Genomic DNA, 25741 nt, shown 5'->3' on the forward strand with positions numbered 1-25741 from the left:
AAACGGGTATCTGACCTTTGAGGCTGCATTCCAGCTTTTTTAACCCTAAACTGTACCGGTACAGTTGTATGTTTTTTGGATTGTATCAAGTTACGCCGTCCGGTTATATTGAGAGAACCACAAGTTGAGATCATGATTACGGAGGTTTATTATGCACAGTCGTTCCAGAAATGGGGTCGCCTATCTGGCAGCTCTCAGCTATGCAGCTATACTTGGCTTCTCATTTTTATTTGTAAAACTGACAGTGACGGAGGCAAGCCCACTGGATGTGATCGCCCACCGCTTCGCGTTGTCATTGATTGCTTTGACCATTCCAGTGCTGCTGGGTTGGATTAAAATCAATATCAAGTGGCGTGATGTGCTGCGTATCTTGCCATTGGCGCTGCTTTCACCGTTACTGTTCTTCCCCTTGCAAGCGTTCGGGCTGATGAGCACTTCTTCATCGGAAGGTGGAATTATTCAAGCTACTGTTCCTATCTTTACACTTCTGTTAGCCTCCTATTTTCTTAAAGAGCGCACAACAGTGCTTCAAAAGATTTCCTTACTACTCTCTGTCTTTGGTGTGGTTTTTATATTTGTGATGAAGAGCGGAGCACCGCTAGCTTCCAATAGTTTTGGCGGTATTGTTCTGCTCGTGCTCTCTGCTATATGCCTATCTGGCTATAACGTGCTGGCTCGTCCATTAACGCAAAAGTACAGTCCGATGGAGTTGACCTACGTTACCTCCATTTTAGGATGTATCGTTTTTAACCTGGCGGCCTTGGGGTATCATGCCATAGACGGCTCTATGAGCGCCTATACCGCGCCGCTGGTAAAGCCAGATTATTGGCTAGCACTGGCTTATCTGGGCATACTGTCTACCCTCGTCACCTCGCTGTTATCGAGCTTTGCCTTGAAGTGGATCGAAGCCTCCAAAATGAGTGTGATCGGTAATTTATCCACCCTTATCTCCATGATTGCCGGTGCCTACATTTTGAAGGAACAGCTTGCCTACTATCACATTATTGGTGCTGTGGTGATCATTATCGGTGTGGTGGGCACCAATTTCGGAGGACGAAAAAGCTTCGCGCCGATCAAAACAACTTCGGCAAAATCGCAATAATGGACTAAGAGCAGGCACAAATCTTGTCTTAAAAAAGAAATCTCCAAGCTGGGCAATTCCAGCCTGGAGATTTCTTTTTTTATCTTCTTTGCCTTCGTCGGACTAGACCGGATACGCCATGACACTCATTAATGCCAGCTCCGGCTGTGTGGTGTCCAGTCTACTATATTGTACGATGATGGGCACATCGCTAGTGACCGTAATTGCGTAAGGAATACCTGTCGGAATCCGTTCGCCGGACTTTTCCAGCGAGGCTGTTCGGATATGGCGGGTTCGTCTTCCTTCCACCACCTCGATCATTCCCTCCAACGGCTCGCGGTCTTCAAAATAAATGTCTATGCTCAGCTTTGCCGCACAGTTTCCACAGTTCAGCACACATATACTTTCATGACTGAGCAGCTCTCCCCGGCTTTCCGGTGGAATATACCCGTCGGGAATGACCCAGAATAAGCTTCCTTGCGGCTGATTAGCCGCCTTTTCCTGTGACCGTTCAGTATCTCCCATGCCAATGGCCTCCTTTCAGCTATGAATACTTTTACATCTCTATGCCTCTTTTCTACCCGTACGGATTCTCCTGGGTACGCAGCAGTTCAGCCAGAAAAGCAAGCGCCAAGCCCTGACCCCACCCCTGAATGCGTTTGTAGGGTACGTTTCGGTAGCCATCTATATCGTTCATTACAGCAGTTCCAGCGGATACGCCAGTCACTGTGCCGTCCTCTTTAATGCGGGAAAGGATACCGTCAATCGCCTTTTGCGTGTATTTGTTAAACAATCGGCCCTGCATAAGCAAAGCAGTCGCAATTCCTGCCGAACCAGAGGTTTCCAGATAAGAGGTATCATCGTTCAGCACCGTATGCCATAGCCCTTCGGGGGATTGCAGCCGCACCAGTGCATTGAGTTGGTCACGCAGTGAGCCGTCAATGATCATGTAGGATGGATGCTGCACCTCGACACATTTCAGCGCCTTGGCCATCGTGAGTGCTGCCCATGAATTGCCGCGCGCCCAGTATATGCCCGACATGCGGCTTTGGTTCGCATGATCCCAGCCATGGTAATACAAATTCGTATCCGGGTCCTGCAAAAATTCTTCATGCCCGTGATATTGCCGGATTCCATCCTCCCAATATGTCTTGTTGCCCAGCAAATGACCGATCCGCAGCAAATAATAACCGGCCATAAACATCGTATCCACCCATGCTTGCTGCGGAAATACATCATGTAGTGAATTCACGGTATGCTGGAAAATGCCGTCGGCAAACCGTTCAGCTTTTTTCGTCAAAAATTCTGCCATCTCGATAGCGATATCCAGGTATTTTTGCTCACCTGTAGCCTGATGTAGCGTCAACAAACAATGCCCGACAGAAACGCCGTTCACCGACAGTGGCGGAAGTCCATCCTCAATATTTTCGTCAACCCATTCTTTCAGCTTGGTCAAATACTGTTCATTGCCTGTCGCTTCATAGGCTTCGCATACTCCATAAAAGGCTACTCCACCTGGCCAATCCCAGCTATAGTGCATTTGAAACGTGCGTTCCACTACCCGGTCAATCACCTGTTTAATCTGTTCCTCATCAAAACTCAATGCGGGCATTTCCACGTCTCCTCTCTTGGTAAGCTTCACGCTAGTTGCCCTCCTTGCCACCTGTTCCAAAAAAGGTCATCCGTCAACGTAAGTACATGCGCAGCGGTTGCAAATCCAGTTCCTTCACAGCCGCCGTCACCATATTTGCAATCCGAACCGCGCCATTCTCATGAAAATGTGTATTATCCTCTAAACCGCCGGAAAAGTTCATATATTCCCCAGGCAGCAGCCACATAAAAAGCTCCTTGCTCTCTTCGGGGCCAAGCTCTTCATATAACTCCTGCGTGCGGGCAGACAGATCAATAAGCGGCACGTTCGCTTCTTCGGCCAGCTCGCGAACCCCCGTTATATAGTCGCCATGTGTGTCGGACAACGTACCGTCCACGTTAAAATAGCGACGATGTACAGGCGTAATCAGCACCGGGGTTCCGCCCTTGCTTCTCGCTCCGTCTACATACAGGCGCAGATGCTCCTTGTAGGTCGTAAAAGGCTCCGTGGCCCGCTCCAGATCGGGCTTCTGATCATTATGGCCGAACTGGATGAACAGGAAGTCTCCTGTCTTCATTTCCTCCAAAATAACGTTCAACCGTCCCTCGTCCACGAAGCTCTTGGAGCTTCGCCCCGATACAGCGTGATTATCCACGCACACATCATGCTTGAACAAGGCCGGCAAAGCCTGTCCCCAGCCAGTGTACGGATAGCCGGACATCCCTTGATCCGTAACCGTGGAATCTCCGGCTAGGAATAGCCGGAGATTCTGTGGTGCTGGCACAATCTCCAGCGCATTGAGTCTCGGTGCGGTGCCAGATACGATGAGGCGCAGTTTACCATCCCGGATAGGCACCGTAAACATTGCCTCGGTGAACTGGCCTGGCAACGTGTGGACGGGAGGCAGCATATGCTTGCCCTCACCAGCCCGGAACCGCGTGAGCGTTTCCGCCAGTGGATCGCCAAGCAATACGGTGACCAAAACTATTCCGTCCGGTACATCTGCAACAAACGAAGCGTTCAGTGGAATACAAAAGCTGCTTCGCAGCCGTGTATGTGCATCCTTGGCTGGATTCTGCCTTTGTCGGCCATACACATGCTCCGTAGTCTCGAAGCCATAGCCTTGCTCAGCCGTATATATGCAATCCGGGGACACGGCCTTGTAGCCCTCCGCAGGTTCCCCCGGACCAAAGTCAAACTTCCACATTTTACTCACCCCTCGGCCTTCACCCTTAAATCCTCACCATCAATTGTATGCATATTCAGGTGCATCCCCTTTTTATGTGCACGCTTTATATCCTCACGCTATGCATTTTTTAGGTCTTAGCCCTTCAGGCCACTCGTACTCATTCCTTCTACGATTTGCTTTTGGAAAGCGAAGAATACAGCGATGACAGGCAGCAGGCTTAGGATGGACATCGCGAACATTCCTCCCCAGTTGGAGGCTGACTCGCTGTCGAGGAACATTTTGAGTGCAATCGATACGGTATATTTTTCTGGCGAGTTCAGATACAGTACCGGGCCTAACAAATCCTCCCACTTCCAGTAGAAAGAGAAGATTGCCGCCGTAGCCAGCGAGGATTTGAGCAAGGGTAAAATAATTCGAAAATACAACCGGAACTTGCCGCATCCGTCAATCGTCGCCGCTTCATCCAGCTCTGCTGGAATCGTCCGTATAAACTGCACCATCAGAAAGATGAAGAACGGCATCCCGAAAAAGGATGGCACTACCAACGGTAAGATCGTATTGATCCATCCAAGCTTGGTGAAAATAATATATTGCGGTACCAGCACTACATCCCCCGGCAGCATCAGCGTCACCATCATCAGAGCAAACCACAAGTTACGCCCTTTGAATTTCAAACGTGCGAAGCCAAATGCGATCAATGAGGAGGAAAGCACAGCACCAATCGTGGAAATCACTACGATCGTGAGCGAATTCAGAATATATGTGCCAAAGTTATAACCAGTCGTGCCTTTCCAGCCTGTTACATAGTTTTGCCAAATCCATTCTGTAGGGAAAAGCGAGGAGGCCGTGACGAATATCGTCCGACTTTCTTTAAAAGAGCTGAACAGCATCCAGAACACGGGATACAGCATTAGGAGCGCCAGTGCAGCAACCAGAATGTGATAAATTGGCCATTTGAACGTTTTCCATGCCATTGGTATCAGCGCCCCTTTTCCGTTTCATAGAACACCCAGAATTTGGATGTCATAAATAAAATCGCTGTCAGTATCGCAATCATAATGAGCATGACCCAGGCCATAGCTGCCGCATATCCCATATTGCTGAACATAAACGCCTGCCGGAACAGATACAGTGAATGTAGCATCGTTCCATCCATTGGACCACCCTCACCCTTGGAGATAACATAGGCTGGGACGAAGGTCATAAACGCACTGATCGTCTGCATAATCAAGTTAAATAAAATAATCGGACTCAGCAGTGGCAGCGTAATACTGAAAAATTTTCGTACTGGCGTAGCGCCATCTACACTGGATGCCTCGTACATTTCAAGCGGAATGTTTTTCAGCCCTGCCAGAAAAATAAGCATGGATGAACCAAATTGCCATACAGACAAGGTGATCAGCATCATGAGCGAAGCATTCGGATCACCAAACCATTTCACTGGAGTTGCCCCCAAGGCCGAAAGCAAGCTGTTAACAATGCCCTCATTACTGAAAATATTGCGCCACATGATGGACACTGCAACGCTACCCCCGATAATAGAAGGCAGATAATACATCGTCCGATAGGTGCCTACCATGCGTGACTTGGTATTCAAAATCATCGCCACAAACAACGCGAAAATCAGTCGCAACGGTACACCGACCAATACATACGTAAATGTGACCCTGATCGAATTCCAATATTTCGGATCACCTGTGAACATTTTTTCGAAGTTACCCAGACCAATCCATTTGGGCGGGGTGAACAGATTGTAGCTCGTAAAGGACAGATACAGTGAAATAAACATTGGAATTAACGTAAATGCCAGAAAGCCCACAATAAACGGGCTGATAAACGCATATCCGGTCATATTGGCTTTCAAGCTCTGATGATTTCGCAAGCTCATCAAGCCTCCCTTCTGTTGCATTTTAAGAATTTGCGTACGTGTAAATATAAACTATGCGTTGTTATATGAATTATTTTGTGATATCTACAAAGGTTGCCTCTGCAATGGGTTCGTCGGATCAACCGTGCGCAAGTCATGCTTTGCACTACGCACGGTTAACCTAACGAATCGATCCTTCAACCCTGCATTATTACTGCTTGTTATTCGCAAGGATGGTATTCGCATCAGCCCGGAATTTGACCGCTGCGTCTTCAGGCGTCATCTGCCCGAAATTGACCTGCTCAATATAATCGGTCAAAGTAGCAATCACTTCTGGTGATCCAACTGGCGGAGGTGGGCTCATTGGAGAAGCTTTTGGCTCCATGGAAGCCACAAATTCAAACACCTGCTTCGTTGCCTCGCTCAACTCCGGCGCTACAGCTTCCTTGATTTTGGCGGAAATTGGTACTCCACGTTCGCCTTTAATCAATTTATTCGCTTCTACATCGTTCATCCAGAAATCAATAAACTTTGCGGCCTCATCCTTCACCTGTGAACGGGAAGCCACCGCCCAATACATGGTAGGCTGCATATACACGCCTTTTTCCATATTCGGTCCAAACATCGGAGCAAGCGCCATTGGGCGATTAACGACCTGTTGTAAGCCCACATACTGATTGGACCACTGCCAAATGCCGATACCTGTTCCTTTTACGATATCCGATTCCTCAAGAATTCCCTTCGTTTGGTTCATGACTTCAGGAGTCGGTGTCGCCCCCTTCTTAATCAGCTCAGCTAAACCACCGAAGAAATCAACAAACAGCTTATCGTCATCATACCCCAATCCTGTTCCTTCCGTATTGTAGAGAGATTTTCCATGTGTCCGCAAATAGTAGTGGAAGAAAATATCCGCAGCCATGGAGCTGTCAAAGTAAACTTTATTGGAGGCTGCCTTCAAAGCCAGCTCTTTGTATTGGTCCCATGTCCAGTCATCAGGAATTTTGTCTATGCCCGCTTTTTTGAGCAGTGCCGGATCGTACTGGAAGCCCAGCACATTGACACCTGTTGGAATACCATATTGCTTACCGGCAATGATTCCGGTTTTGAGTACATTTTCGTTTACATCAGCGACTTGGATTTTCTGATTCAAGTAAGGCGCCATATCTTCCAGCTGGCCGTTCTTCGCATATTGGCTAATATACGAAATGTCCATCTGCACGATATCCGGCAGTTGGTTTGCTGCCGCCTGCGGTGCGAGCTTCTTCCAGTAGTCATCAAAAGAGGCATATTCCACATCAATCGTTACATTCGGATTTTTTTGCTTATACAAATCGATAACCTTCTGCGTATATTCGTGGCGCGTATCCGATCCCCACCAAGCGATCCGCAACTTTACTTTCCCGTCTGCACTTGCGCCCGAATTGCCTCCACCGTCTGCTCCACTACATGCCGTCGTCAACACGAGCAGCATCGCTATGACCAGAAACCATCCCTTTTTGCCCACCTATCTCTCCCCTTTTCGCTGTTCTAGAAAGGAGCCTTATTACGAGTAACAATGTACTTACGCTTGTTTGATAGCGTTTACATTTGCTCCTGTTGTTATTTTCCCAAAAGCAGAGAAACATTGGAATACACAAATCAGATTTCAAAGGTTTAAAAAACAGAGGGACTCAACTGCTCATCCCCGTTCGTGTGATTTAATGTACTCGGAGGGTGTCATACCTGCCCATTTTTTGAACACCTGGCTAAAATATTGCGCGTTCCCGCCGAAGCCGAACCATTCCGCCAGCTCAAACACCTTTACGTCTCCCGTCTCCCGAATATGCTCAGCCGCGCGCTCGATCCGGTAACGGTTAACATAATGTGAAAAGTTTTCGCCTGTCACTTTTTTGAAAATTTTCCCTAAATAGTCGGAATTCATATAGAGCATTTGACCCGCCACACCGTTCAACGAAAGATCGGATTTTCTATAGTTTTGCTCAATAATAGTGATCATTTTATCCACCGTGGAAGATTGGCGATATACATTGCTTTTATAATAAATTGCGGTCATTCGTTCGGCGGCTTCCTGTACAAAAGATTTGAGGCATGCCAATGTTTTTTGCTCTGCCAGCACGACCATTCGACTCGTGAACGCCGCACGCTCTTCTTCAGGACATATACGAATCATGGCAGCATATAGCTGTAGCACATAAGAACGGGTTACGGAAATTTCCAGCTTCATACGGGACAGGATGCCGAACAGCCGATCCACTTCCTGTGCAACTTCCTCCCTATTTCCAGCCTTGATCAGCAGACCGAACTTCTCTTCGTCCAGTTCCAAATCTGCCATCTCCCGGGTGTCATCAGCCGCCAAATCTTCCTTCGTAATGAGGCTGCCCTCCCCGGTGTAAAAGCGGTGATTCATACAATGCAATGTCTCCCGGTACATCCCCCGCGAATGCTGCATGCTATCCGACTCGCTAACTGCGACGGTCACCTCTAGCTTATAAAAACGGTGGAACGTCGTACGTACCGCTTCAATCTGTTTCATAAACCCAGACGTGTCATCCGCACTTTCCAGCACAATCAGCAGCTGCCCTTGCATCGTCGTACTGAGCAAGACATGATCCATTAAATCCCCTGCTATATTTTGCAAAGCAAACAAATGCTCCGGCTCGTGGGACTCCTCTACCCGCAGCAGCAGCATTCGAACCTGCTTATCTTGCAACTCCAGACCGAACAAACGCTCATAAAAAGCGATATCACGGCTACCGTAAGTTTTATAGGAAATAAACTCCTTCAAAAAATGCTCCTTCACATGCGGCAGCATACGCTGAAAATCAAGCTTCATCCGGTTCACAAACTGCTTGCGTTCTTCCTGTTCCTCTCGCTCCTGTCCCAGCTCAGTCAGAGCCTCATGAATTTGCCGCTCATTGCAGGGCTTCAACAAGTAGTGCTTTACCCCGTATTGCATGGCCCGACAGGCATAGTCAAAATCTTTGTAGCCAGACAGCAGAATAAAACGAACGTCTGGAAAATGCTCCGTCGTTTTGGCAACGAGTCCGATACCGTCCAGTCCTGGCATGGAAATATCGCTGATCACAAAATCAGGCGGGCTCGCCTGGATCTGATCATATGCCTCAATCCCATTACGCGCCGTACCTACCAGTTGTGTTCCGGCCTTGCCCCAATCGACCACCTGTGATATGCCTTCCAAAATCATACGCTCATCATCAACCAGTAGCACCTTGTACACGACCCTGATCCCCTTTCACATATGGAATACAGACATGAATTGACGTACCTGTTCCTGACTCGCTGTGCAGTTCTATCCCCCAAGGTGTACCAAATGTCAGGTTAATCCGTTCCTGAATATTCGCAAGTCCAATGCCCCGCCCACGGGTTGTGATCTGACCGCTGCGTAGCTTTTCCAAGAAATCCGGGCTCATTCCAGGTCCGTCATCTTCAACCCGCAGGAACAGCGCTCCCTCGCTTTCTCTGGCCACAATCGTGATCCGACACGGTTCAATACGCGGCTCCAGCGCATAATGGATCGCATTCTCCACCAAGGGCTGAAGCGTTAGCTTCGGAATTTGTGCATCCATCAGCTCTTCCGGGACATCGAGGTGGAAATCGAGGCGCTCATCAAAACGTGTTTTTTGGATCGTTACGTAGCTCCTTACGATATCCAGCTCTTTTTGAAGTGGAATCAACTGCTCTTCAAAACTGACCGTGCTGCGTAGTAGAAAAGCAAGGGCTTCCACCATTTCTGAAATCCGATCCTGCTTGTTGGCCTTCGCGAGCCAGTTCACAGATTCTAACGTATTGTATAGAAAATGTGGATTAATCTGTGCCTGTAGCGCCTTTAGCTCTGTTTCCCGCAGCAATAGCTGCTTGGCAACATTCTCATTAATAAGCTCGCGGATACGGCGGATCATCTTCTTATACGTCCGATGCAAGAGACCAACCTCATCCTGTGTGGAAAGGGGTACCGCCCCAAGCGCTTCCTCTTCCAGACGGTCGAGGTCGCCTTTTTCTATTTTACGCATGTTCTGGATCAACTGAACAATCGGTTGAGTAATGCTGCCCGACAGCCTCGCGCCCAGCGCCAATGCAATAAGCAGCATAATGACAAAAATAGCGCTTACAATTTCTTTGATTATCGTAATACTTCGAAACATATCATCAAAGGGAGTCATATGTAAATACGTCCAGCCCGTATAAGAGGATTTGATCTGAGCAGCAAAAAAGGTTCCGCCTGTATAGGTCGCGATCCCGTAAGGTTGCTTCCGCCCAAGCTCTGCCTGAATATCGCTCTCACTCAAAAGCGGTGTTTCGGGATAAATCATCCGTCTTCCGTCTGTAATCATCAACTGTCCGTCACGGCCGGAAGTCTGCACTCGATCCGCTACAATCCGGTCAATTCGTACACGAATCGCAAGCGTGCCGAGCCCGTTCAGCGTAAAATTGGAATCGGTAAAGGATTTGAATTGCCGCGCTGCCAGCAAGGAGGAGTGACCTGCCGCATACCATGCATGGGAGCCGTCATATTCGTCTGCCAACTCCGACAGGGTGGATCGAAGCTCTTGGGGGATACCTTCGCGGTTGCCCGCACTCATGACCTGTCCCTCTTTGTCGATCACCATCATAGAATAGACATAGGTTTCAGAGCCGGCGAAGGCAATAAGCCTATTCGTTATTTTTTTGCGCAGTACCGTTTTGACATAAGGTGATGTTTCCTTTTCCAATTGGAGCAAATAACGCTGAAGCTGCTCGTCCGTTATTACCTTAAACGTAACTTTTTCAACATCCTTCAGTTCATTTTCAATGCCAATCGAAGAAATATTGAGTACTTCAGATGTCTTTTTATACATTTGATTATCATAAATATGAAATACGTATTTAAGTATGACTGCAACAACCGCAAAGTTAACCAGCATGAGCACCGTAATCAGCAGTACCATCTTATGATGGATTCCAGCATTTTTGTAAGCGCTCTTAAAATAGGTGATCAGTACACGTCGCCTCCTTCGCACGTCCTGCCCGTCCAGCTCAAAATGGAGAAAACTCTATATATTATACAAAATACCCCATGCCTTGGTCATTCGGCAAGAGGTATTTGGGCTTGCTTAGCGTTGATCGGTTGCTTTCGATTTGTCCGCCTTGCTCATATATTCGTCATATCGGTCATCAAGCTCACGTGCCATATTCCGGTATTTACGCGTCTCCTCGACAATAGGGTCCATTTGAGTCTGAACCCGCACCTCATATTTGGGACTGAGTCGTTCCCGTTTTTTGGCCTCATTCTCACGAATTTCGCCTTCCGTCAGCAGTTCACTGAGCTGGCGTTCCAATTCTTCGGACTGGCTCATCGCGATTTCCTCCTTCAGAATGATGGTGTACGTAGTATTATAACCCGGTTGCGTCTGCTTCTTTCAGCACTTGAATAAGTTGAGAATGAATAGCTGTATTCGTAGCTACAATATGCCGTACACTCAGGTCATAAGGTTGGCCCAATGTGTCCGTAATGGTACCTCCTGATTCCTGTACCAGCAAAGCGCCCGCTGCCACATCCCAGGCATTCAAACCGATTTCGCAATAAGCAGACAAACGTCCCGACGCCACATAAGCCAGATGCAACGCTGCCGACCCGAGCGCCCGAATGCCGCGTACCTGAGGTGTAAGAACCTGCGTAATTTTCATATTCAACGGTTGTGCATACGTACGATCCGGCGGGAAACCGATGCACACCAGGCTATCTCCCAGCGTCTCTTCTCTCGATGTTTGCATGCGATTGCCGTGGACATATGCGCCTTTTCCTTTTTCCGCTACAAACATTTCATCACGGGACGGATCATAAATTACCCCGACAATCACTTCACCACGATGAGCCAAGGCAATAGACACACTGTAGTACGGCAGACTGTGCACGAAATTGGTAGTGCCGTCTACCGGATCAATAATCCATAAATATTCCTCTTCACGGGCAGCTTCTAATGCTCGGGCTGAAGCTTCGGCTCCCGGCTCTACCCCTTCTTCACCCAAGATGGCATGATCGGGAAAATGGGTGAGAATGAGTCTACGAATCATCTGTTCTGCACCTTTATCTACCTCTGTCACTAGATCGGTCGGCGACTGCTTGGTATTCAATTGTTCAACTGTGCCCAGCCTGCTTTTAATCCATTCCCCGGCTTTGGATGCCGCATTAATAGCCACGGCCGTATAGCTTTTTCCTGATACGATATAGGGAACCTTTTCGTTTTCATGTTCGTTCAACGTGTTCACTCTACTTTCTATATCATTGTTACGTGGTTTACGAGCCTGCCCAACAGACATTCTCTTAACCATCTCTGTTTCAGTACAAGTTTGCTAGTTTACACATTCTAGTATACACAATAAGCTTCATAAAGTTTCTCCATATGGAAGCTTTATCCGCGAAATACTGCTTTCTAAGGCGTAATTTCTATGGAAGCCCCATCCAACACTTTGACCCCGTTATCTTCCTGAAGACGCAGTTCATTCATTAATCCGAACAACGCTTCATCCTTAAGTTTGGCTTCAAGCATGACATCAATCCGATCCGTATATCCAGCGATATTACGCAGAAAGGTCAGCAATGGCTCCACCAGAACACCGTCTGCATGACCACGAGGGTCTTTTTCACTTTTGGGACTGGACGCATGAATTTTGGGCGGCAATGGATGATCCGCAGAAGATCCGGCTTGGGCCAATTCCCCTTTCCAGGTATCCAATATATCCGGCCAAAGCTCCCACGGCTTCTCTCCCTCGTTATTGACCCATTGATGATGAATATCAAGAACCATTGGTAAGCCTGTTATTTTGCAAGCTTCCAGTGTTTCCACCGCATTGAACGTTTTATCATCATTTTCCAATGTTAACCGTTCTCTTAATGAAAGATCCAGCGCACTAACCTGCTCTACAAAACGCTGACCTGAGGTCACCTTATCTCCGTATGCACCACCAATATGAATGTTGTTCTTGGCTTCGGCACTAAGTCCCATAGCCTCCAGCATCGCCACGTGGTACTTCAGATCATGAATAGAGCTTTGCAACACTTCAGGACGGGGAGTGCTCAGCACTGTAAAATGATCGGGGTGAAACGATACCCTCATCTTATTCGCCTTGACATAGTCCCCCACCTCTGCAAAATCAGCAGCAAGCGCCTGAAATGGGTCCCAATCCCTCAGATCTTGATGGGTCGCAAGCGGAATCAGCTTGGATGAGAAACGATAGACCTGAATATCACTCGCACGATTATGACGCAGCAGCCTCAATGTATTATGGAGATTTTCGGCTGCAATCCGTTCTAACTTACGGATCGCGGCTTCTCGGTCTCCGATCTTGTTAAAGCTGGCCATGGTCATGGTTTTAGAAGGGGATGCATTTTGCACGGTGACCGACATGGCAACATAACCGAACCTTACGATCATAGATGTCCTTCCTTTCAGCAGTTCGCAGTAGATGGCAAGGCCGATTTCATTCTGTGACCTAAACCCCTTTTCTACTGATCATACCCGGAAAAGCACCTGCTGATTCGGTGTATTGCACAAAACTGTAAGAAACAAACAGCTAGGATTGCTGCTGTGCTCCAAAAAACATTTCATCCGCCAATGCGGTCTGAATTCTTGATTCCTCTTCATTCAGCTTACGGATGAGAGTCATTTCTACCTCGGTCACTTCGTCACCTTGGAAATTGATTTCGGCGATACAGCCCACAATCTGAACGATGGCTACTGCCACGTTATCCACGCTGTAAGCGATGACCTTCTGTCCTGTCGGAAAAACGCGCAGGCCGGATTTAACCATTTTGCCACGTCCATATTCCAGCAGTTCATAAAGTTCTTGTTCGCTCTTAAATTTGCACACCGAGTTAAATTCAGTTTGAAAGCCCATGTGTAGCCGCCACCTTTCATACTTAAGAGTTTGGTAAAATGCTCAAGTCTATCAATGTATATGAACAAAAAGGAGAGTGATCAGCTCCCCTTCGTTTTTCGTTTATGAGTTCTCATAGTGCAGTGCCGACCTGCGCTCATAACGCTCCAGCGCAAGAGCAATCATGCGATCCAGCAGACTTACATAGGATACGCCGGTTTCTCTCCACAATAATGGATACATGCTGAACGGTGTAAAGCCAGGCATTGTATTCACTTCATTAATAAGGATATGTCCATCTGAGCGTCTGACGAAGAAATCGGCACGGGAAATCCCGCAACCTTCCAGAGCACGGAAAGCTTGCAATGCGGCTTCACGGATACGATCTGCCACTTCCTCGTCCAGTGGTGCCGGAATGAGCATTTCCGATTGACCATCGGTATATTTGGCAGCATAGTCGTAGTAATCACTCGACGACACAATTTCACCCGGTACCGAGGCAATCGGCTCGTCATTGCCAAGTACGCTGACTTCAATCTCACGGGCATCGACGTACTCCTCCACAATCACCTTCAGGTCAAATTGCAGAGCCAGATCAACAGCCTTTTCCAGTTCTTCTCGGTTACTCGCTTTGGAAATACCAACACTCGATCCCAGATTGGCTGGTTTGACAAAGCAAGGATAACCCAACTCAGTCTCTATGTTACGCACCAAGTCGTGACCGGTTTGTGCCCACTGTGTACTATTAAAATAGCAGTATTTCACTTGCGGCAATCCTGCATGCTCAAACAGCTTCTTCATGACGCCTTTATCCATACCTGCTGCCGAAGCCAGCACGCCTGCCCCGACATAGGGCATATCAGCCATTTCGAACAGACCCTGAATCGTTCCGTCCTCGCCAAAGGTGCCATGCAGCAGCGGAAACAGTACATCCAGCGTCTGCTCTCCATACAACTTGCCGAACAACGTATCTAATGCCGCCTTGGTGCCACCCTCAGCGTGCTCCAGCTTCAATTGGTCTACAGTAGTCAGAGGCGCACTTAACAGCGTCCCTCTACGCCAATCGCCAGCCTTCGTAATATAAAAAGGAATAATCTCGTATTTCTCATAGTTAAAAGCGTTCATTACCGCATACGCCGTTTGCAGCGATACCTCATGTTCGCCCGATTTACCACCGTACACCAGCCCTACGGTCAATTTTTGATTTGCCATGCCTATCCTCCGCTTTCCTGCTTTCGTCATTGTGCCTGATTTGCTTCACTGTACCTGTTATCCATCATCTCATTTAAAAATAGTCGGCGATGTGATAAAAGCGATATACCGTATTGTCCGTCCACGCATACGAATTTTTATAGTCCCAATAACGATGTCTGGAGCTTACCGTATGTGCATTGACTAGCGGCATGCCGCCAGCATCAAAGGCCGTTACCACCGTGCTGTGCTGGAAGGTTCCGTCACCATCCCAATCATAAAAAATGACGTCCCCCAGCATGAGCTGCTCCGGTCGACTCACCTGCTCTGCGGTCAACCCCCAGGAGCTGGAGCCCAAATACCGCTCCAGACTGTTGGAAACCGCCCAGCTATAGCTCCACAGCTCACGTCCGGCGACCCGTCCTTTATACCACCAGCCCGATTCTCTTTTACCAGTATAGTGGATCGGTGCACCACCTGCAAAGAGGCACTGCGAGATATAATTGGTGCAATCCACATCAAACGCCTCAAACTCCGGGTTAAAGTTATCCCACCACTGATCTGCATAGGCCGCTGCTTCTTCACGACGATATCGACTGGGGCGTGCTGATGAGCCGAAGCCCAGCACACCACGATTCAGCAGCGGCAGACTTCCTCCCTGATTAAACGACGCTTGTTCAAAAGGAACCTCTCCTCCCGCCGGCTTTCTTTCTGCCGGATCGCGCTCGATCCTCGTCACCTGCCAGGCTTCGCCCTCGCGTGTAAACGTTAGACGCTCCCGTTCAATCCGATCCTCCCGGTGCGTCATCCCGCCCTTCTCATAAAAGAGCCTCACATGCAGTTGTACATCGACCACTGCCTCATCCGGGTTATCCTGCACTATTCGTAGCGGCTTGGCGCGTGTCTCGCTGCGCAGGGGAACAGCGTCCCGTTCGTTGTACCACTGCTCCAATCTGGCCGCACGTGCCGCCCGCTCCATTCGCTGGCCCACCTCCAGGTACTCATCCGGCTGTGGTACACCATTTACCTCACTGCGATTGTACTGATTCACATAAGCAAAAAGGGCCTGTTTCCATTCCCGCTCCCCCATCCCTATCCCTCCATTTTTCGTCTCGCTATCCTTATTCGGGGATAACCACGCTGATATATAACTTCCTTCTTTCCTCTCTGGTCGGATATGCTCTCTATCTATAAGTATGAATCTCTAAAGCTTGGTATGAACATCGAAACGCGGGGGAACGGAACGTTTTATTTTCCAGTCTGAACACGCATAATTTAGGTCAAAAAAACTTTACGGAACCGTCTGAAAACGGTATACTTAATCCAAAAGCAATCATTTTGAAATCATGTTTCATCTAATGAAACGAATTACATTCATCTCAACCTCTTAACTTACGATGCACCACTGAAGATGAAATTGAGAACGCAACCAATTAAAACCAAATGTGCAAGACGTCGAACAAAGACATCCCTATTTTCCCGCAAGCATCCACTTCAAGGAGGTAATACTTATGTCAGGAAAAGATCAATTCTCCATTGCCCGTAGTTTGGAAGTTAACGGGAAGCCTTATCGCTACTACAGTCTTAAGGCACTGGAGGAACAAGGAAAAAGCGGTGTTGCCAAGCTGCCTTTCTCCATTAAAGTGTTGCTGGAAGCAGCGGTTCGCCAGTTTGACGGACGCGCCATTACAGAAGAACACGTGCAGCAGCTGACAGGCTGGGCTGAGGATCGTGACACCAACAAGGAAATTCCGTTCATTCCTGCACGTATCGTGCTTCAGGATTTTACTGGCGTCCCGGTGGTTGTCGATTTGGCAGCTATGCGTGATACGGTGAAAAAAGCGGGCGGCGATCCGAAACAAATCAACCCGCTCGTTCCCGTTGATCTCGTAATCGACCACTCGGTCATGGTTGATGCCTTCGGTACCAGTGACGCGCTGGACTACAATATTAATGTAGAGTTTGAACGTAACGAAGAACGGTATCGTTTTTTGCGCTGGGCGCAAACGGCATTCAATAACTTCCGTGCGGTGCCGCCATCCACCGGTATCGTTCATCAGGTTAATCTAGAGTATCTCGCTTCCGTGGCTGCCACCAAAACCATCGACGGCGAAACTGTTGTCTTCCCGGATTCCCTTGTGGGAACGGACTCCCATACGACGATGATTAACGGACTCGGTGTCGTAGGCTGGGGTGTCGGCGGGATCGAGGCAGAGGCGGGTATGCTGGGGCAGCCGCTGTATTTTGTCACTCCTGATGTGATCGGCTTCAAGCTGACAGGTAGCCTGTCGGAAGGAGCTACCGCTACCGACCTGGCGCTGACAGTCACGCAAATGCTGCGTAAAAAAGGCGTGGTCGGCAAATTCGTAGAATTTTACGGCCCAGGTCTGGCCAACATTAGCTTGGCTGACCGTGCGACCGTGGCCAACATGGCACCGGAATACGGCGCAACGATCGGCTTTTTCCCGGTTGATGCCGAAACGCTGGCTTACCTGCGCAGCACTGGACGTTCCGATGAGCAAGTCAGCCTTGTAGAGGAATATTACAAAGCTCAAGGCATGTTCCGCACATCCGATACCCCAGACCCTGTGTTCAGCGATACGCTTGAGCTGGACCTGGCTTCAGTTGTACCGAGTCTCGCCGGACCCAAACGTCCGCAGGACCGTGTTGAGCTAAGCCGCATGAAAGAAACTTTCGAAGGCATTATCCGTACCCCGGTAGACAAAGGCGGCTATGGACTGAGCGATGAAAAGATCGCACAGAAGGTTCCACTGACCCATCCGGACGGCTCCACCAGCGAGCTGGGTACTGGCTCAGTCGTGATTGCAGCGATTACAAGCTGCACGAACACCTCCAACCCAAGCGTTATGCTAGGCGCGGGCTTGCTCGCCAAAAAGGCAGTACAGCGCGGGCTCAAAAAGCCAGGCTATGTTAAAACAAGCTTGACACCAGGCTCGCTTGTCGTAACGGAATACCTGCAAAAAGCCGGACTGATCGAACCGCTTGAAGCCCTCGGCTTCCATGTGGCAGGCTATGGCTGCGCGACCTGTATCGGTAACTCCGGACCCCTTCCTGACGAAGTGAGTCAGGCTATTACAGACAATGATCTGACCGTTGGCGCAGTTATTTCCGGTAACCGGAACTTTGAAGGACGTGTGCATGCGCAAGTCAAAGCCAACTATCTCGGCTCACCGCCACTGGTAGTCGCTTATGCTCTCGCCGGCACGGTAAATATTGATATGGTGAACGAACCACTCGGTTACGATCAGGACAATCAGCCTGTCTACCTAAAAGATATCTGGCCTACTTCCGAAGAAATCAAGGAAGCGATCAGCCTGTCTCTGAGCCCGGATATGTTCCGTCGCAAATACGAAAATGTATTTACAGCCAACGAAAAATGGAATTCCATTCCGGTTCCTGAAGGCGAACTGTATGAATGGGATGAAAACTCAACTTATATTCAAAATCCGCCATTCTTTGAAGGGCTTCAGGATGGTGTGCAGGATATCAAGGAAATCCGTAATGCCCGTGTACTTGCCTTGCTGAATGATTCGGTCACGACTGACCACATCTCACCAGCAGGCAACATCGCCCCTTCCAGCCCGGCAGGACTGTACTTGAAGGAGCATGGTGTAGAGCGCAAGGACTTCAACTCCTATGGCTCCCGTCGCGGTAATCATGAAGTCATGATGCGCGGTACATTCGCCAACATCCGTATCCGCAACAATGTAGCTCCAGGCACCGAAGGCGGTGTGACCAAGTACTTGCCTACAGATGAGGAAATGTCCATCTATGATGCGTCCATGAAATATCAGGCAGCCGATCAGAACCTGATCGTCATCGCCGGCAAGGAATACGGCACAGGCAGCTCACGTGACTGGGCAGCCAAAGGTACGCTGTTGTTAGGTGTTAAAGCCGTCATTGCAGAAAGCTTCGAGCGGATTCACCGCAGTAACCTGGTCGGTATGGGTGTACTGCCGCTGCAATTCCAGGAAGGCTATGGCTGGTCCAGCTTGGGCCTGAACGGTCGCGAAACCTTCGACATCCTCGGCATTGACAATGACGTGAAACCAGGTCAAGAACTTACGGTTGTAGCCAAACGCGAGGATGGCACCAAGTTCGAATTCCCGGTCACTGCTCGTCTGGACAGCACCGTTGACATCGACTACTACCACAACGGTGGTATTTTGCAAACCGTACTGCGTCAAATGATTCAAGCGTAATGATCGAGTGAATAATGAAAATCCCCTCTCAAATGCGGTGTAAACTGCAATGGAGAGGGGATTTTTTACATGCCCGAAGCATTCAGAAGAAAACACATGCCTATGGTCGAGAATACAACAGATATAAGAACTGTAATGAGACCAGGCAGGCTTTTCAACATTTCAGAGCCTTCTTGGCTCTTGAATCGACGTCTGAGAATAGGCTGAAGCAAAAGCATAATCATAAATGATATGAGGCTAAGTCCACATAACAACCATACCTCAGGAGAGGATTTGTCAACAAAACGGTCAGCCACCCCATTAAAACCGTAGTGGATTGCTACCTTTCTGGGCATTGTCGGATACATGAAAAGGTAGATGACGAAAGGCAAAGCGGACACAAGAAAGGACAACACATTAAAAATATTTAATCTATTTCGCATGGAAGTTCTCCTTTTAGAGCTGATTTAATTCATATTATACACATATCAGCAATTTATATTTTTATATCCACGGCTAAGTAAAAGAGAAATTATGCGATTAGCAAAAGACATTCTCACTGCTAAATGCAAAAAAGCCGATCCTCTCAGGACCGGCTTGCCACTGTATTCTCTTATATCCTTGCCTTCGCATTGCTAAATTACTTCGAAATATCCAAAAAGCCCTCTCCGAATACGTCCCGTACGTCATGAATGGTGATAAATGCTGCTGTATCGATAGCTTTCACAATCTTTTTAAGCGCTGACACCTCTTGTTTGCTAATGACGATATATAAAACTTCTTTTGGATTTTTGGTGTAATATCCGTGGCCTGACAGGACGGTGACTCCACGATCCATTTGTGTAATGACCATCTCGGCAATTTTGTCTTGATGCTCCGAAATGATCATGACCGCTTTTTTCGGATTCAATCCTTCAATCATGAAATCCATAACTTTCGTACCGACGTACAAAATAACGATAGTTAGCATTAATTTTTCCGGGCCAATAATAAAGTAGGAAGAGAAGGCGACAATCAGATCAAAAAACAACAAGGCATAGCTGATATTCCAATCCAGATACTTGTTGGCAATCCGGGCTAAAATGACCGTTCCTGCCGTTGTACCACCGACCCGTACAATTAAGCCAATGCCGACCCCTACCAAAACTCCGGCAAATACGGCATTAATCGTCGGCTCATGCGAATCAATCCGCCAGTTGACTGTTAAATGTAAAAACAGCGAGTTAAAAGCGACCGCAATTATAGTATACAGAGTCGTTCTCTTGTCCAAAAATTTATATCCGACAATCAGCAGCAAGCCATTAATGACCAGATTGACGATCGAGGGAGACCACTGAAACAGGTAGTACAAGATGATCGTGACCCCTGTAACGCCCCCCTCGCCAAACTCATTCGGGATCACATACAGATTAACAGCCAGCGCGAAAAAAAACGCACCCAGAATAATAAATACGATATCTGCAATACTTTTTTTCATATATGCTCTAATCCTCTCTCTAACATTTCAACGGATGAATTGCCAGATGGATTGGCTGACTCTTCTTGCCAAAATACGCTGACAACCAGTTCATGGTATCCACTACCCAACATAAAGTCAATACAACTTTGACACTTTAATTCGCCACCAGACTGCCTTAGTCCAACCTTAGAATTCCGCAAAATTCCGCTAATACAAGGTTATTCGACAAAAAAACACAATCCCGACTACTAAACTGAGAAAACGGGCCTCTAGCCCTTGTTTAGGCCCTAGGCACATTTTCCCCTAAAATGACCATCCTCCTAATACACATTTTGGACACATACGACCATCTTCCTGTTTTATGTCAAAAGCGTTTTACTTTGGATAAATGCGGGTATAATGATTGAAACATTACCAAGCAACCTACACGGCATTACGACATCAAGTACATATACATAGTCCTATACAGACGTCCTAAGCAACTCAATCTGAATTTGACAAAATGGAATTGGAGGAATGACCACATGAATACAATGAACTTAACTGTCCACACCCTGATGCCTTTTCACCACCAATACCAACGTGCCAACGCGGTGAGTATGCAGAAGAAAGAAGACAGCTCGGAGAAGAAGCTCAGCTTTCAGGACATTTTGAATGAAAAAATGGGTAAAAAATAAAGCTCCGTTAATCCGGTAGCATGATCCCGCTTTACATAAGCTGAAAAGCCGTAGTTTTCTACATCGACTGTAGAGAACCACGGCTTTTTGTTACTCACGCGTTTCTAAACCTTGCTCATACGTTTATGGAAATAAACCTCTGACGAGCTTAACTGTACTTTTCGTTGAGGCTTCCCAGTTGATTGACTTTTGTATCGCTACCGATTTTTACTGCCCAGCTTCCCGATACTGCTCTGCCTTCTCTCGCATCCCGGCGGCAACGGCTTCCTCAGTATTCAGTCCCTTATCGGCCGCATAGGCACGAATGTCCTGCGTGATACGCATACTGCAAAACTTGGGACCGCACATCGAGCAAAAGTGGGCTTCCTTGGCCCCCTCTGCTGGTAGCGTTTCATCATGGTAGGACAATGCCCGCTCAGGGTCAAGCGAGAGATTGAACTGATCGCGCCAGCGGAATTCAAAACGCGCCTTGGACAAAGCATCGTCCCGCTGCTGTGCCCGCGGATGACCCTTCGCCAGATCGGCAGCATGTGCGGCAATTTTGTAGGTAATAACTCCTTCGCGGACATCATCCTTGTTCGGCAGACCCAAGTGCTCCTTCGGCGTAACGTAGCACAGCATCGATGTCCCGAACCAACCGATCATCGCCGCCCCGATAGCTGAGGTAATATGATCATATCCTGGTGCGATATCCGTCGTCAGCGGCCCTAAAGTATAAAAGGGGGCTTCCTTACAAATCTCCATTTGTAAATCCACATTCTCCTTGATTTTGTGCATAGGGACATGTCCTGGCCCTTCAATCATGACCTGGACATCATGCTTCCATGCAATTTGCGTGAGCTCGCCCAACGTCTCTAGCTCTGCAAATTGTGCTTCATCATTCGCATCATAGATACTCCCTGGACGCAGACCATCCCCGAGAGAAAAGGCCACATCATAGACTTTCATAATTTCACAGATTTCTTCAAAATGCGTATACAAAAAGTTCTCCTGATGGTGTGCAAGGCACCAAGCTGCCATAATCGACCCGCCCCGGGATACAATTCCCGTCATTCTATTCGCCGTCATCGGTATATATCGCAGCAATACACCCGCATGGATCGTAAAATAGTCCACTCCCTGCTCCGCCTGCTCAATCAGCGTGTCTCGATACAGCTCCCACGTCAGCTTCTCAGCTTCGCCGTTCACCTTTTCCAGTGCCTGATATAGCGGCACCGTTCCAATCGGTACGGGAGAATTCCTGATGATCCATTCGCGCGTTGTATGAATATTCCGGCCTGTAGACAGGTCCATGACGGTGTCTGAGCCCCAGCGCACAGCCCAGGTCATCTTCTCCACTTCTTCCTCGATGGAGGACGTAACTGCGGAATTCCCAATGTTTGCATTGATCTTTACGTGAAATTGGCGCCCAATGACCATGGGTTCGCTTTCCGGGTGATTGATATTTGAAGGTAAAATAGCTCGTCCAGCCGCCAGCTCCTGTCGTACAAACTCGGGCTCTACACCTTCGCGGATCGCCGCGAATTCCATTTCAGGCGTAATGATCCCTTGCCGCGCATAGTGCATTTGCGTCACAGTACGCCCTTGCGAGGCCCGTAGCGGACGGTTGGTCACGCCGGGAAATTCCACTGTCTCACGTTTGGAACCAGGCTTCATCCCGTTATCCTCCGGCTTGACGGCGCGGCCCTCATAAGCCTCCACATCTCCCCGTTCCAGTGCCCAAGCTCGCCGTAATGGTGGCAATCCCTGACGGATGTCGACCTGGTAGGCTTCGTCCGTCATCGGACCGCTGGTATCATACACACGCAGTGGGTCATGATGCTCGGTGCCCTGCGGGGTATGTGTGGGTTGTAGCGCGATTTCACGCTCAGGCACAGCAATATCCGGCCGAGAACCTTGAATATACACCTTACGGCTCCCCGGAAAGGGCTTTAGCCCACTGGCTTGCTCCGCTTTGGCCTTCTCTCCCTCTACTTCTATTATTCCCGCCAATCCTGCATCTGCTGATTTCATTCCTGTTTCTTTCGTTCCTTTTGTTTCTGTCGGTTTCATGGTCCATTCCTCCCGTATCGTTGAAATGACACACCGATCCGGAACCATTCCCAGGGTGGCGCTGATCTATGCAAAAAAGCCGGTTCCCTAGGGAACCGGCTAATCAAACGAGACAGCTATCCAAACCGATCGCACGTGGAATAATCATATTCCAATGCGCGGCCGTAGACAGCAGCTGCGTATACATTTCAATGGCCGATTACTTCCCTACGCTGGTATGATCCAGATCAGGTGCAAAGGGTCCGGAATCTTGCCTGATTCCATCTCAGCCCGCATTACAGGCTCCCCCAGTAACTGTGATACTTTCTATTCACATGAATTGGCGGCTATAACAGACATCCCGCCATCTCTATCAGACTACTTTAAATTTATAGCTTTGGCAACCCTTGTATGATTTCCTTTTGTATTGATTACTGTCACGGAAGCATAAGCCCCATTTCCTTGGCTGCTTCGATCAAAATCGGTGCAAACTCATGCAGCGTCTCGGGCGCAAGTCGACTGACCGGGCCGGATACAGATAAAGCCGCCGTGACCTGTCCCTTTCGGTTCACAATAGGCGCGGCCACAGCCGCAGCTCCTGGCTCACGTTCTTCATAGCTGGTCGCATAGCCCTTCTCACGAATGTCCTGCAGCTGGGCTTTATAAACCTCCGGGTCTACCGAAGGTGGCCATTCTTCACTGCTTAGCAATACCTCCAGCTCCTGCGGTGGCATAAAGGCCGCCAGCACCTTGCTGGAGGCTCCCACAGCCAGCGGCATACGCGCACCCACAGGCGCAACCCTACGGATCGCCTGATTGCTCTGCACGGCTTGTATGCGAATACGCATGCTTCCATCCCGCAGGTACAAGCTGACCGTTTCCCCTAAGCGATCACGCAGTCCTTCCATTGCAGGCTGTAACAACACCGCCGGCTCATCGCTTTGGGACAGATGCGTGGACAGCTCCCATATGCGAAAACCAAGCCTATATTTTTCCGTTTCGGCATTCCGAACGACAAATCCCCGATCCTCCAGCGTAGTCAAAAGACGATGAACAGTGCTTTTATGTAGACCAATTTGGGAGGCAATCTCCGTTAGACCAAGATCAGATTCTGCGGTAAAACACAGCAGTATATCAAGTGCACGCTCTACAGCGCGGACGGTTAATTTACGGTCTTCCATCGTGAACCGCTCCTCTTGTATCCATATTCGTTTCACACTATGAAACATGGTTACATAAATTATATAGAATAGTCGCGGCTACTGTAAACAGATGTTTTTGTGACAACCATATTACAGAACAAGAACAAACATCGACAATTCTTTGCATCATTTTTACTTTTCCGGTTCAGGCGTTGACTTTGGATAATAGCCATCATACGATAATAGGTATCTATACGGACATACCCTACTATTTTCAAGTGGAATTATACCTAAATTTTATGATTCGAAGATCAATTTTATATAAGGAGGCTCTTACATGATTTCGACATCCCAGCGCAACGCTCAGCTACAGACCGCTGTTCAGGAGCCGTCCACCCCACTCTTTAATCCCCGTATGCTGCGGTTCAAGCACGTTGTGATTGCTCTGCTGCTGTCGGTCGTATTTTTTCTGTTGTTTTGCTTTATTGCCTTGCATGCTTACATCGCCTGGGTGCTTACGAATCCCACCGTCGCACCCTTGTACTCTAATCCGATGCAGGCCAAAGGCATGCCTTATGAAGATGTCAGCTTCCCAGCCAAGGATGGTAGCCGCATCGTACAAGGCTGGTATATCCCGGCGGATCAATCGCGGAAAACCATTATTTTCAGTCATGGTTACGGGGCTAATCGCGAAGAAAGCTGGATTCCTATGTATGATCTGGCGCATTATGCCCACAGTCTGAACTTTAATGTGGTCATGTTTGATTATGGATTCGCGTCACAAAACAGCAAGGCCGTCGCAACCGGAGGTAAGGCGGAATCCCAGCAGCTTCTTGGAGCGATTCAGCTTGCGAAGCAACGCGGCTCGTCGGAAATTATCGTATGGGGCTTTTCTATGGGAGCAGGAACCGCTCTTCAGGCGGGCTTGCAAACCAAGGATGTGGACGCAATGATTTTGGACAGTACCTTCCTGCTGGAGCCAGATACACTGTACCATAACATTCACAATCAAATTAATCTGCCGAGACATCCGTCTTTGGAAATTTTGGAGTTGCTGTTTCCAGTCTTAAACGGCACCAGCTTGCATCAGATTCCATATCAAGAGGTTAAAAAGGAGAACTATCCGTTTCCAATCATGTTTGTGCATGGTACACAGGATGAAAAGGCTCCTTACCCCATTGCGGAAAAGCTTGCTGCCAATCAAACCAACCCGCTTTCCAGTGTATGGATTGTCAAAAACGGGATACATGAGCTTATTTTCAGAGAGCATCCTCGTGAATATTTGCGACGGGTATCGACATTTCTAAGCAGTGTGCAGGAGCTGGAGGACAAGAAAACCACTGCTGCTGCCCATAAACAAACGACTACGAAGTAAGAAATTATTTTCAAAACAAGTAATCATCGCCTTAAAGAAGCCTGCCTATGGACACTTAACC

The 25741-nt window shown here is 48.4% G+C and carries 22 protein-coding genes and 1 riboswitch; of the genes, 4 read left to right on the forward strand and 18 right to left on the reverse strand.

Annotation, left to right across the window (positions count from 1 at the left end; translation table 11 throughout):
- Window positions 1-151 precede the first annotated feature (151 nt).
- Window positions 152-1102 (forward strand): DMT family transporter, encoded by a 951-nt coding sequence (locus MMB75_RS21760; RefSeq protein WP_025364030.1) that lies wholly within the window; start codon window positions 152-154, stop codon window positions 1100-1102.
- A gap of 102 nt (window positions 1103-1204) precedes the next feature.
- Here MMB75_RS21760 and MMB75_RS21765 read toward each other — a convergent pair whose 3' ends face one another.
- The 14 genes from MMB75_RS21765 to MMB75_RS21830 all read right to left on the reverse strand — a co-directional run bounded on the left by MMB75_RS21765 (window position 1205) and on the right by MMB75_RS21830 (window position 15884).
- Window positions 1205-1606 carry a sensory rhodopsin transducer gene (locus MMB75_RS21765; protein ID WP_025364029.1) on the reverse strand — a complete coding sequence of 134 codons (402 nt, stop codon included), beginning with the start codon at window positions 1604-1606 and terminating at the stop codon, window positions 1205-1207.
- A gap of 52 nt (window positions 1607-1658) precedes the next feature.
- Complete coding sequence (locus tag MMB75_RS21770; RefSeq protein WP_025364028.1) at window positions 1659-2693, reverse strand: glycoside hydrolase family 88/105 protein; 1035 nt, start codon at window positions 2691-2693, stop codon at window positions 1659-1661.
- Window positions 2694-2766: 73 nt separating this feature from the next.
- Entirely contained in the window at window positions 2767-3879 is a 1113-nt protein-coding gene (locus MMB75_RS21775) for a rhamnogalacturonan acetylesterase (protein ID WP_045245114.1), read from the reverse strand.
- Window positions 3880-3995: 116 nt separating this feature from the next.
- Window positions 3996-4835, reverse strand: coding sequence for a carbohydrate ABC transporter permease (locus MMB75_RS21780; RefSeq protein WP_013369435.1), 840 nt, complete (start codon window positions 4833-4835; stop codon window positions 3996-3998).
- Window positions 4836-4840: 5 nt separating this feature from the next.
- On the reverse strand, window positions 4841-5749 hold the full coding sequence (locus MMB75_RS21785; protein WP_016819319.1) for a carbohydrate ABC transporter permease: 909 nt from the start codon (window positions 5747-5749) through the stop codon (window positions 4841-4843).
- 190 nt (window positions 5750-5939) lie between these two features.
- Window positions 5940-7232, reverse strand: coding sequence for an ABC transporter substrate-binding protein (locus tag MMB75_RS21790; RefSeq protein WP_019686149.1), 1293 nt, complete (start codon window positions 7230-7232; stop codon window positions 5940-5942).
- A 174-nt stretch (window positions 7233-7406) separates the two neighbouring features.
- A complete protein-coding gene (locus MMB75_RS21795) occupies window positions 7407-8966 on the reverse strand; it encodes a response regulator transcription factor (RefSeq protein WP_016819321.1) in 1560 nt (519 codons plus the stop codon).
- Window positions 8944-10674 carry a sensor histidine kinase gene (locus tag MMB75_RS21800; RefSeq protein ID WP_211189203.1) on the reverse strand — a complete coding sequence of 577 codons (1731 nt, stop codon included), beginning with the start codon at window positions 10672-10674 and terminating at the stop codon, window positions 8944-8946. Before MMB75_RS21800 ends, MMB75_RS21795 begins: the two co-directional genes overlap by 23 nt.
- 165 nt (window positions 10675-10839) lie before the next feature.
- Window positions 10840-11082, reverse strand: a complete 243-nt coding sequence (locus tag MMB75_RS21805) for a hypothetical protein (protein WP_019686147.1) — start codon at window positions 11080-11082, stop codon at window positions 10840-10842.
- Window positions 11083-11119: 37 nt separating this feature from the next.
- Window positions 11120-11986, reverse strand: coding sequence for an inositol monophosphatase family protein (locus MMB75_RS21810; protein WP_025364024.1), 867 nt, complete (start codon window positions 11984-11986; stop codon window positions 11120-11122).
- A gap of 173 nt (window positions 11987-12159) precedes the next feature.
- The gene (gene uvsE / locus MMB75_RS21815; protein ID WP_025364023.1) at window positions 12160-13161 is read right to left on the reverse strand and encodes a UV DNA damage repair endonuclease UvsE; all 1002 of its coding nucleotides are present in this window, start codon (window positions 13159-13161) and stop codon (window positions 12160-12162) included.
- 139 nt (window positions 13162-13300) lie between these two features.
- Window positions 13301-13624, reverse strand: a complete 324-nt coding sequence (locus tag MMB75_RS21820; protein ID WP_016819326.1) for a hypothetical protein — start codon at window positions 13622-13624, stop codon at window positions 13301-13303.
- 102 nt (window positions 13625-13726) lie between these two features.
- On the reverse strand, window positions 13727-14815 hold the full coding sequence (locus MMB75_RS21825) for a D-alanine--D-alanine ligase (protein WP_019686144.1): 1089 nt from the start codon (window positions 14813-14815) through the stop codon (window positions 13727-13729).
- A 73-nt stretch (window positions 14816-14888) separates the two neighbouring features.
- Complete coding sequence (locus tag MMB75_RS21830; protein WP_123796789.1) at window positions 14889-15884, reverse strand: amidase domain-containing protein; 996 nt, start codon at window positions 15882-15884, stop codon at window positions 14889-14891.
- A 421-nt stretch (window positions 15885-16305) separates the two neighbouring features.
- Between MMB75_RS21830 and acnA the strand changes: the two genes are divergently transcribed.
- Complete coding sequence (acnA, locus tag MMB75_RS21835; protein ID WP_277510731.1) at window positions 16306-19017, forward strand: aconitate hydratase AcnA; 2712 nt, start codon at window positions 16306-16308, stop codon at window positions 19015-19017.
- A 65-nt stretch (window positions 19018-19082) separates the two neighbouring features.
- On the opposite strand, the gene MMB75_RS21840 is transcribed toward acnA, so the two are convergent.
- Window positions 19083-19439: a DUF1648 domain-containing protein gene (locus MMB75_RS21840; protein WP_016819330.1), complete on the reverse strand. Its 357-nt coding sequence runs from the start codon at window positions 19437-19439 to the stop codon at window positions 19083-19085.
- Between the two features lie 197 nt (window positions 19440-19636).
- Window positions 19637-20473, reverse strand: coding sequence for a YitT family protein (locus MMB75_RS21845; protein WP_013369422.1), 837 nt, complete (start codon window positions 20471-20473; stop codon window positions 19637-19639).
- Window positions 20474-20979: 506 nt separating this feature from the next.
- Here MMB75_RS21845 and MMB75_RS21850 point away from each other — a divergent pair.
- A complete protein-coding gene (locus MMB75_RS21850; RefSeq protein ID WP_010348453.1) occupies window positions 20980-21132 on the forward strand; it encodes a hypothetical protein in 153 nt (50 codons plus the stop codon).
- A 207-nt stretch (window positions 21133-21339) separates the two neighbouring features.
- On the opposite strand, the gene thiC is transcribed toward MMB75_RS21850, so the two are convergent.
- Together thiC and MMB75_RS21860 are read right to left on the reverse strand one after the other, a co-directional pair.
- Window positions 21340-23184 carry a phosphomethylpyrimidine synthase ThiC gene (thiC, locus tag MMB75_RS21855; protein ID WP_263559890.1) on the reverse strand — a complete coding sequence of 615 codons (1845 nt, stop codon included), beginning with the start codon at window positions 23182-23184 and terminating at the stop codon, window positions 21340-21342.
- Window positions 23185-23371: 187 nt separating this feature from the next.
- A riboswitch (TPP riboswitch) is annotated at window positions 23372-23483 on the reverse strand.
- A 117-nt stretch (window positions 23484-23600) separates the two neighbouring features.
- A complete protein-coding gene (locus tag MMB75_RS21860; RefSeq protein WP_016819332.1) occupies window positions 23601-24344 on the reverse strand; it encodes an IclR family transcriptional regulator in 744 nt (247 codons plus the stop codon).
- Window positions 24345-24642: 298 nt separating this feature from the next.
- Here MMB75_RS21860 and MMB75_RS21865 point away from each other — a divergent pair, with 298 nt between their 5' ends.
- Window positions 24643-25680: an alpha/beta hydrolase gene (locus MMB75_RS21865; protein ID WP_017428436.1), complete on the forward strand. Its 1038-nt coding sequence runs from the start codon at window positions 24643-24645 to the stop codon at window positions 25678-25680.
- Window positions 25681-25741: the final 61 nt, after the last annotated feature.

Source organism: Paenibacillus sp. P2(2022), assembly GCF_029522175.1.
Lineage (GTDB): Bacteria > Bacillota > Bacilli > Paenibacillales > Paenibacillaceae > Paenibacillus > Paenibacillus polymyxa.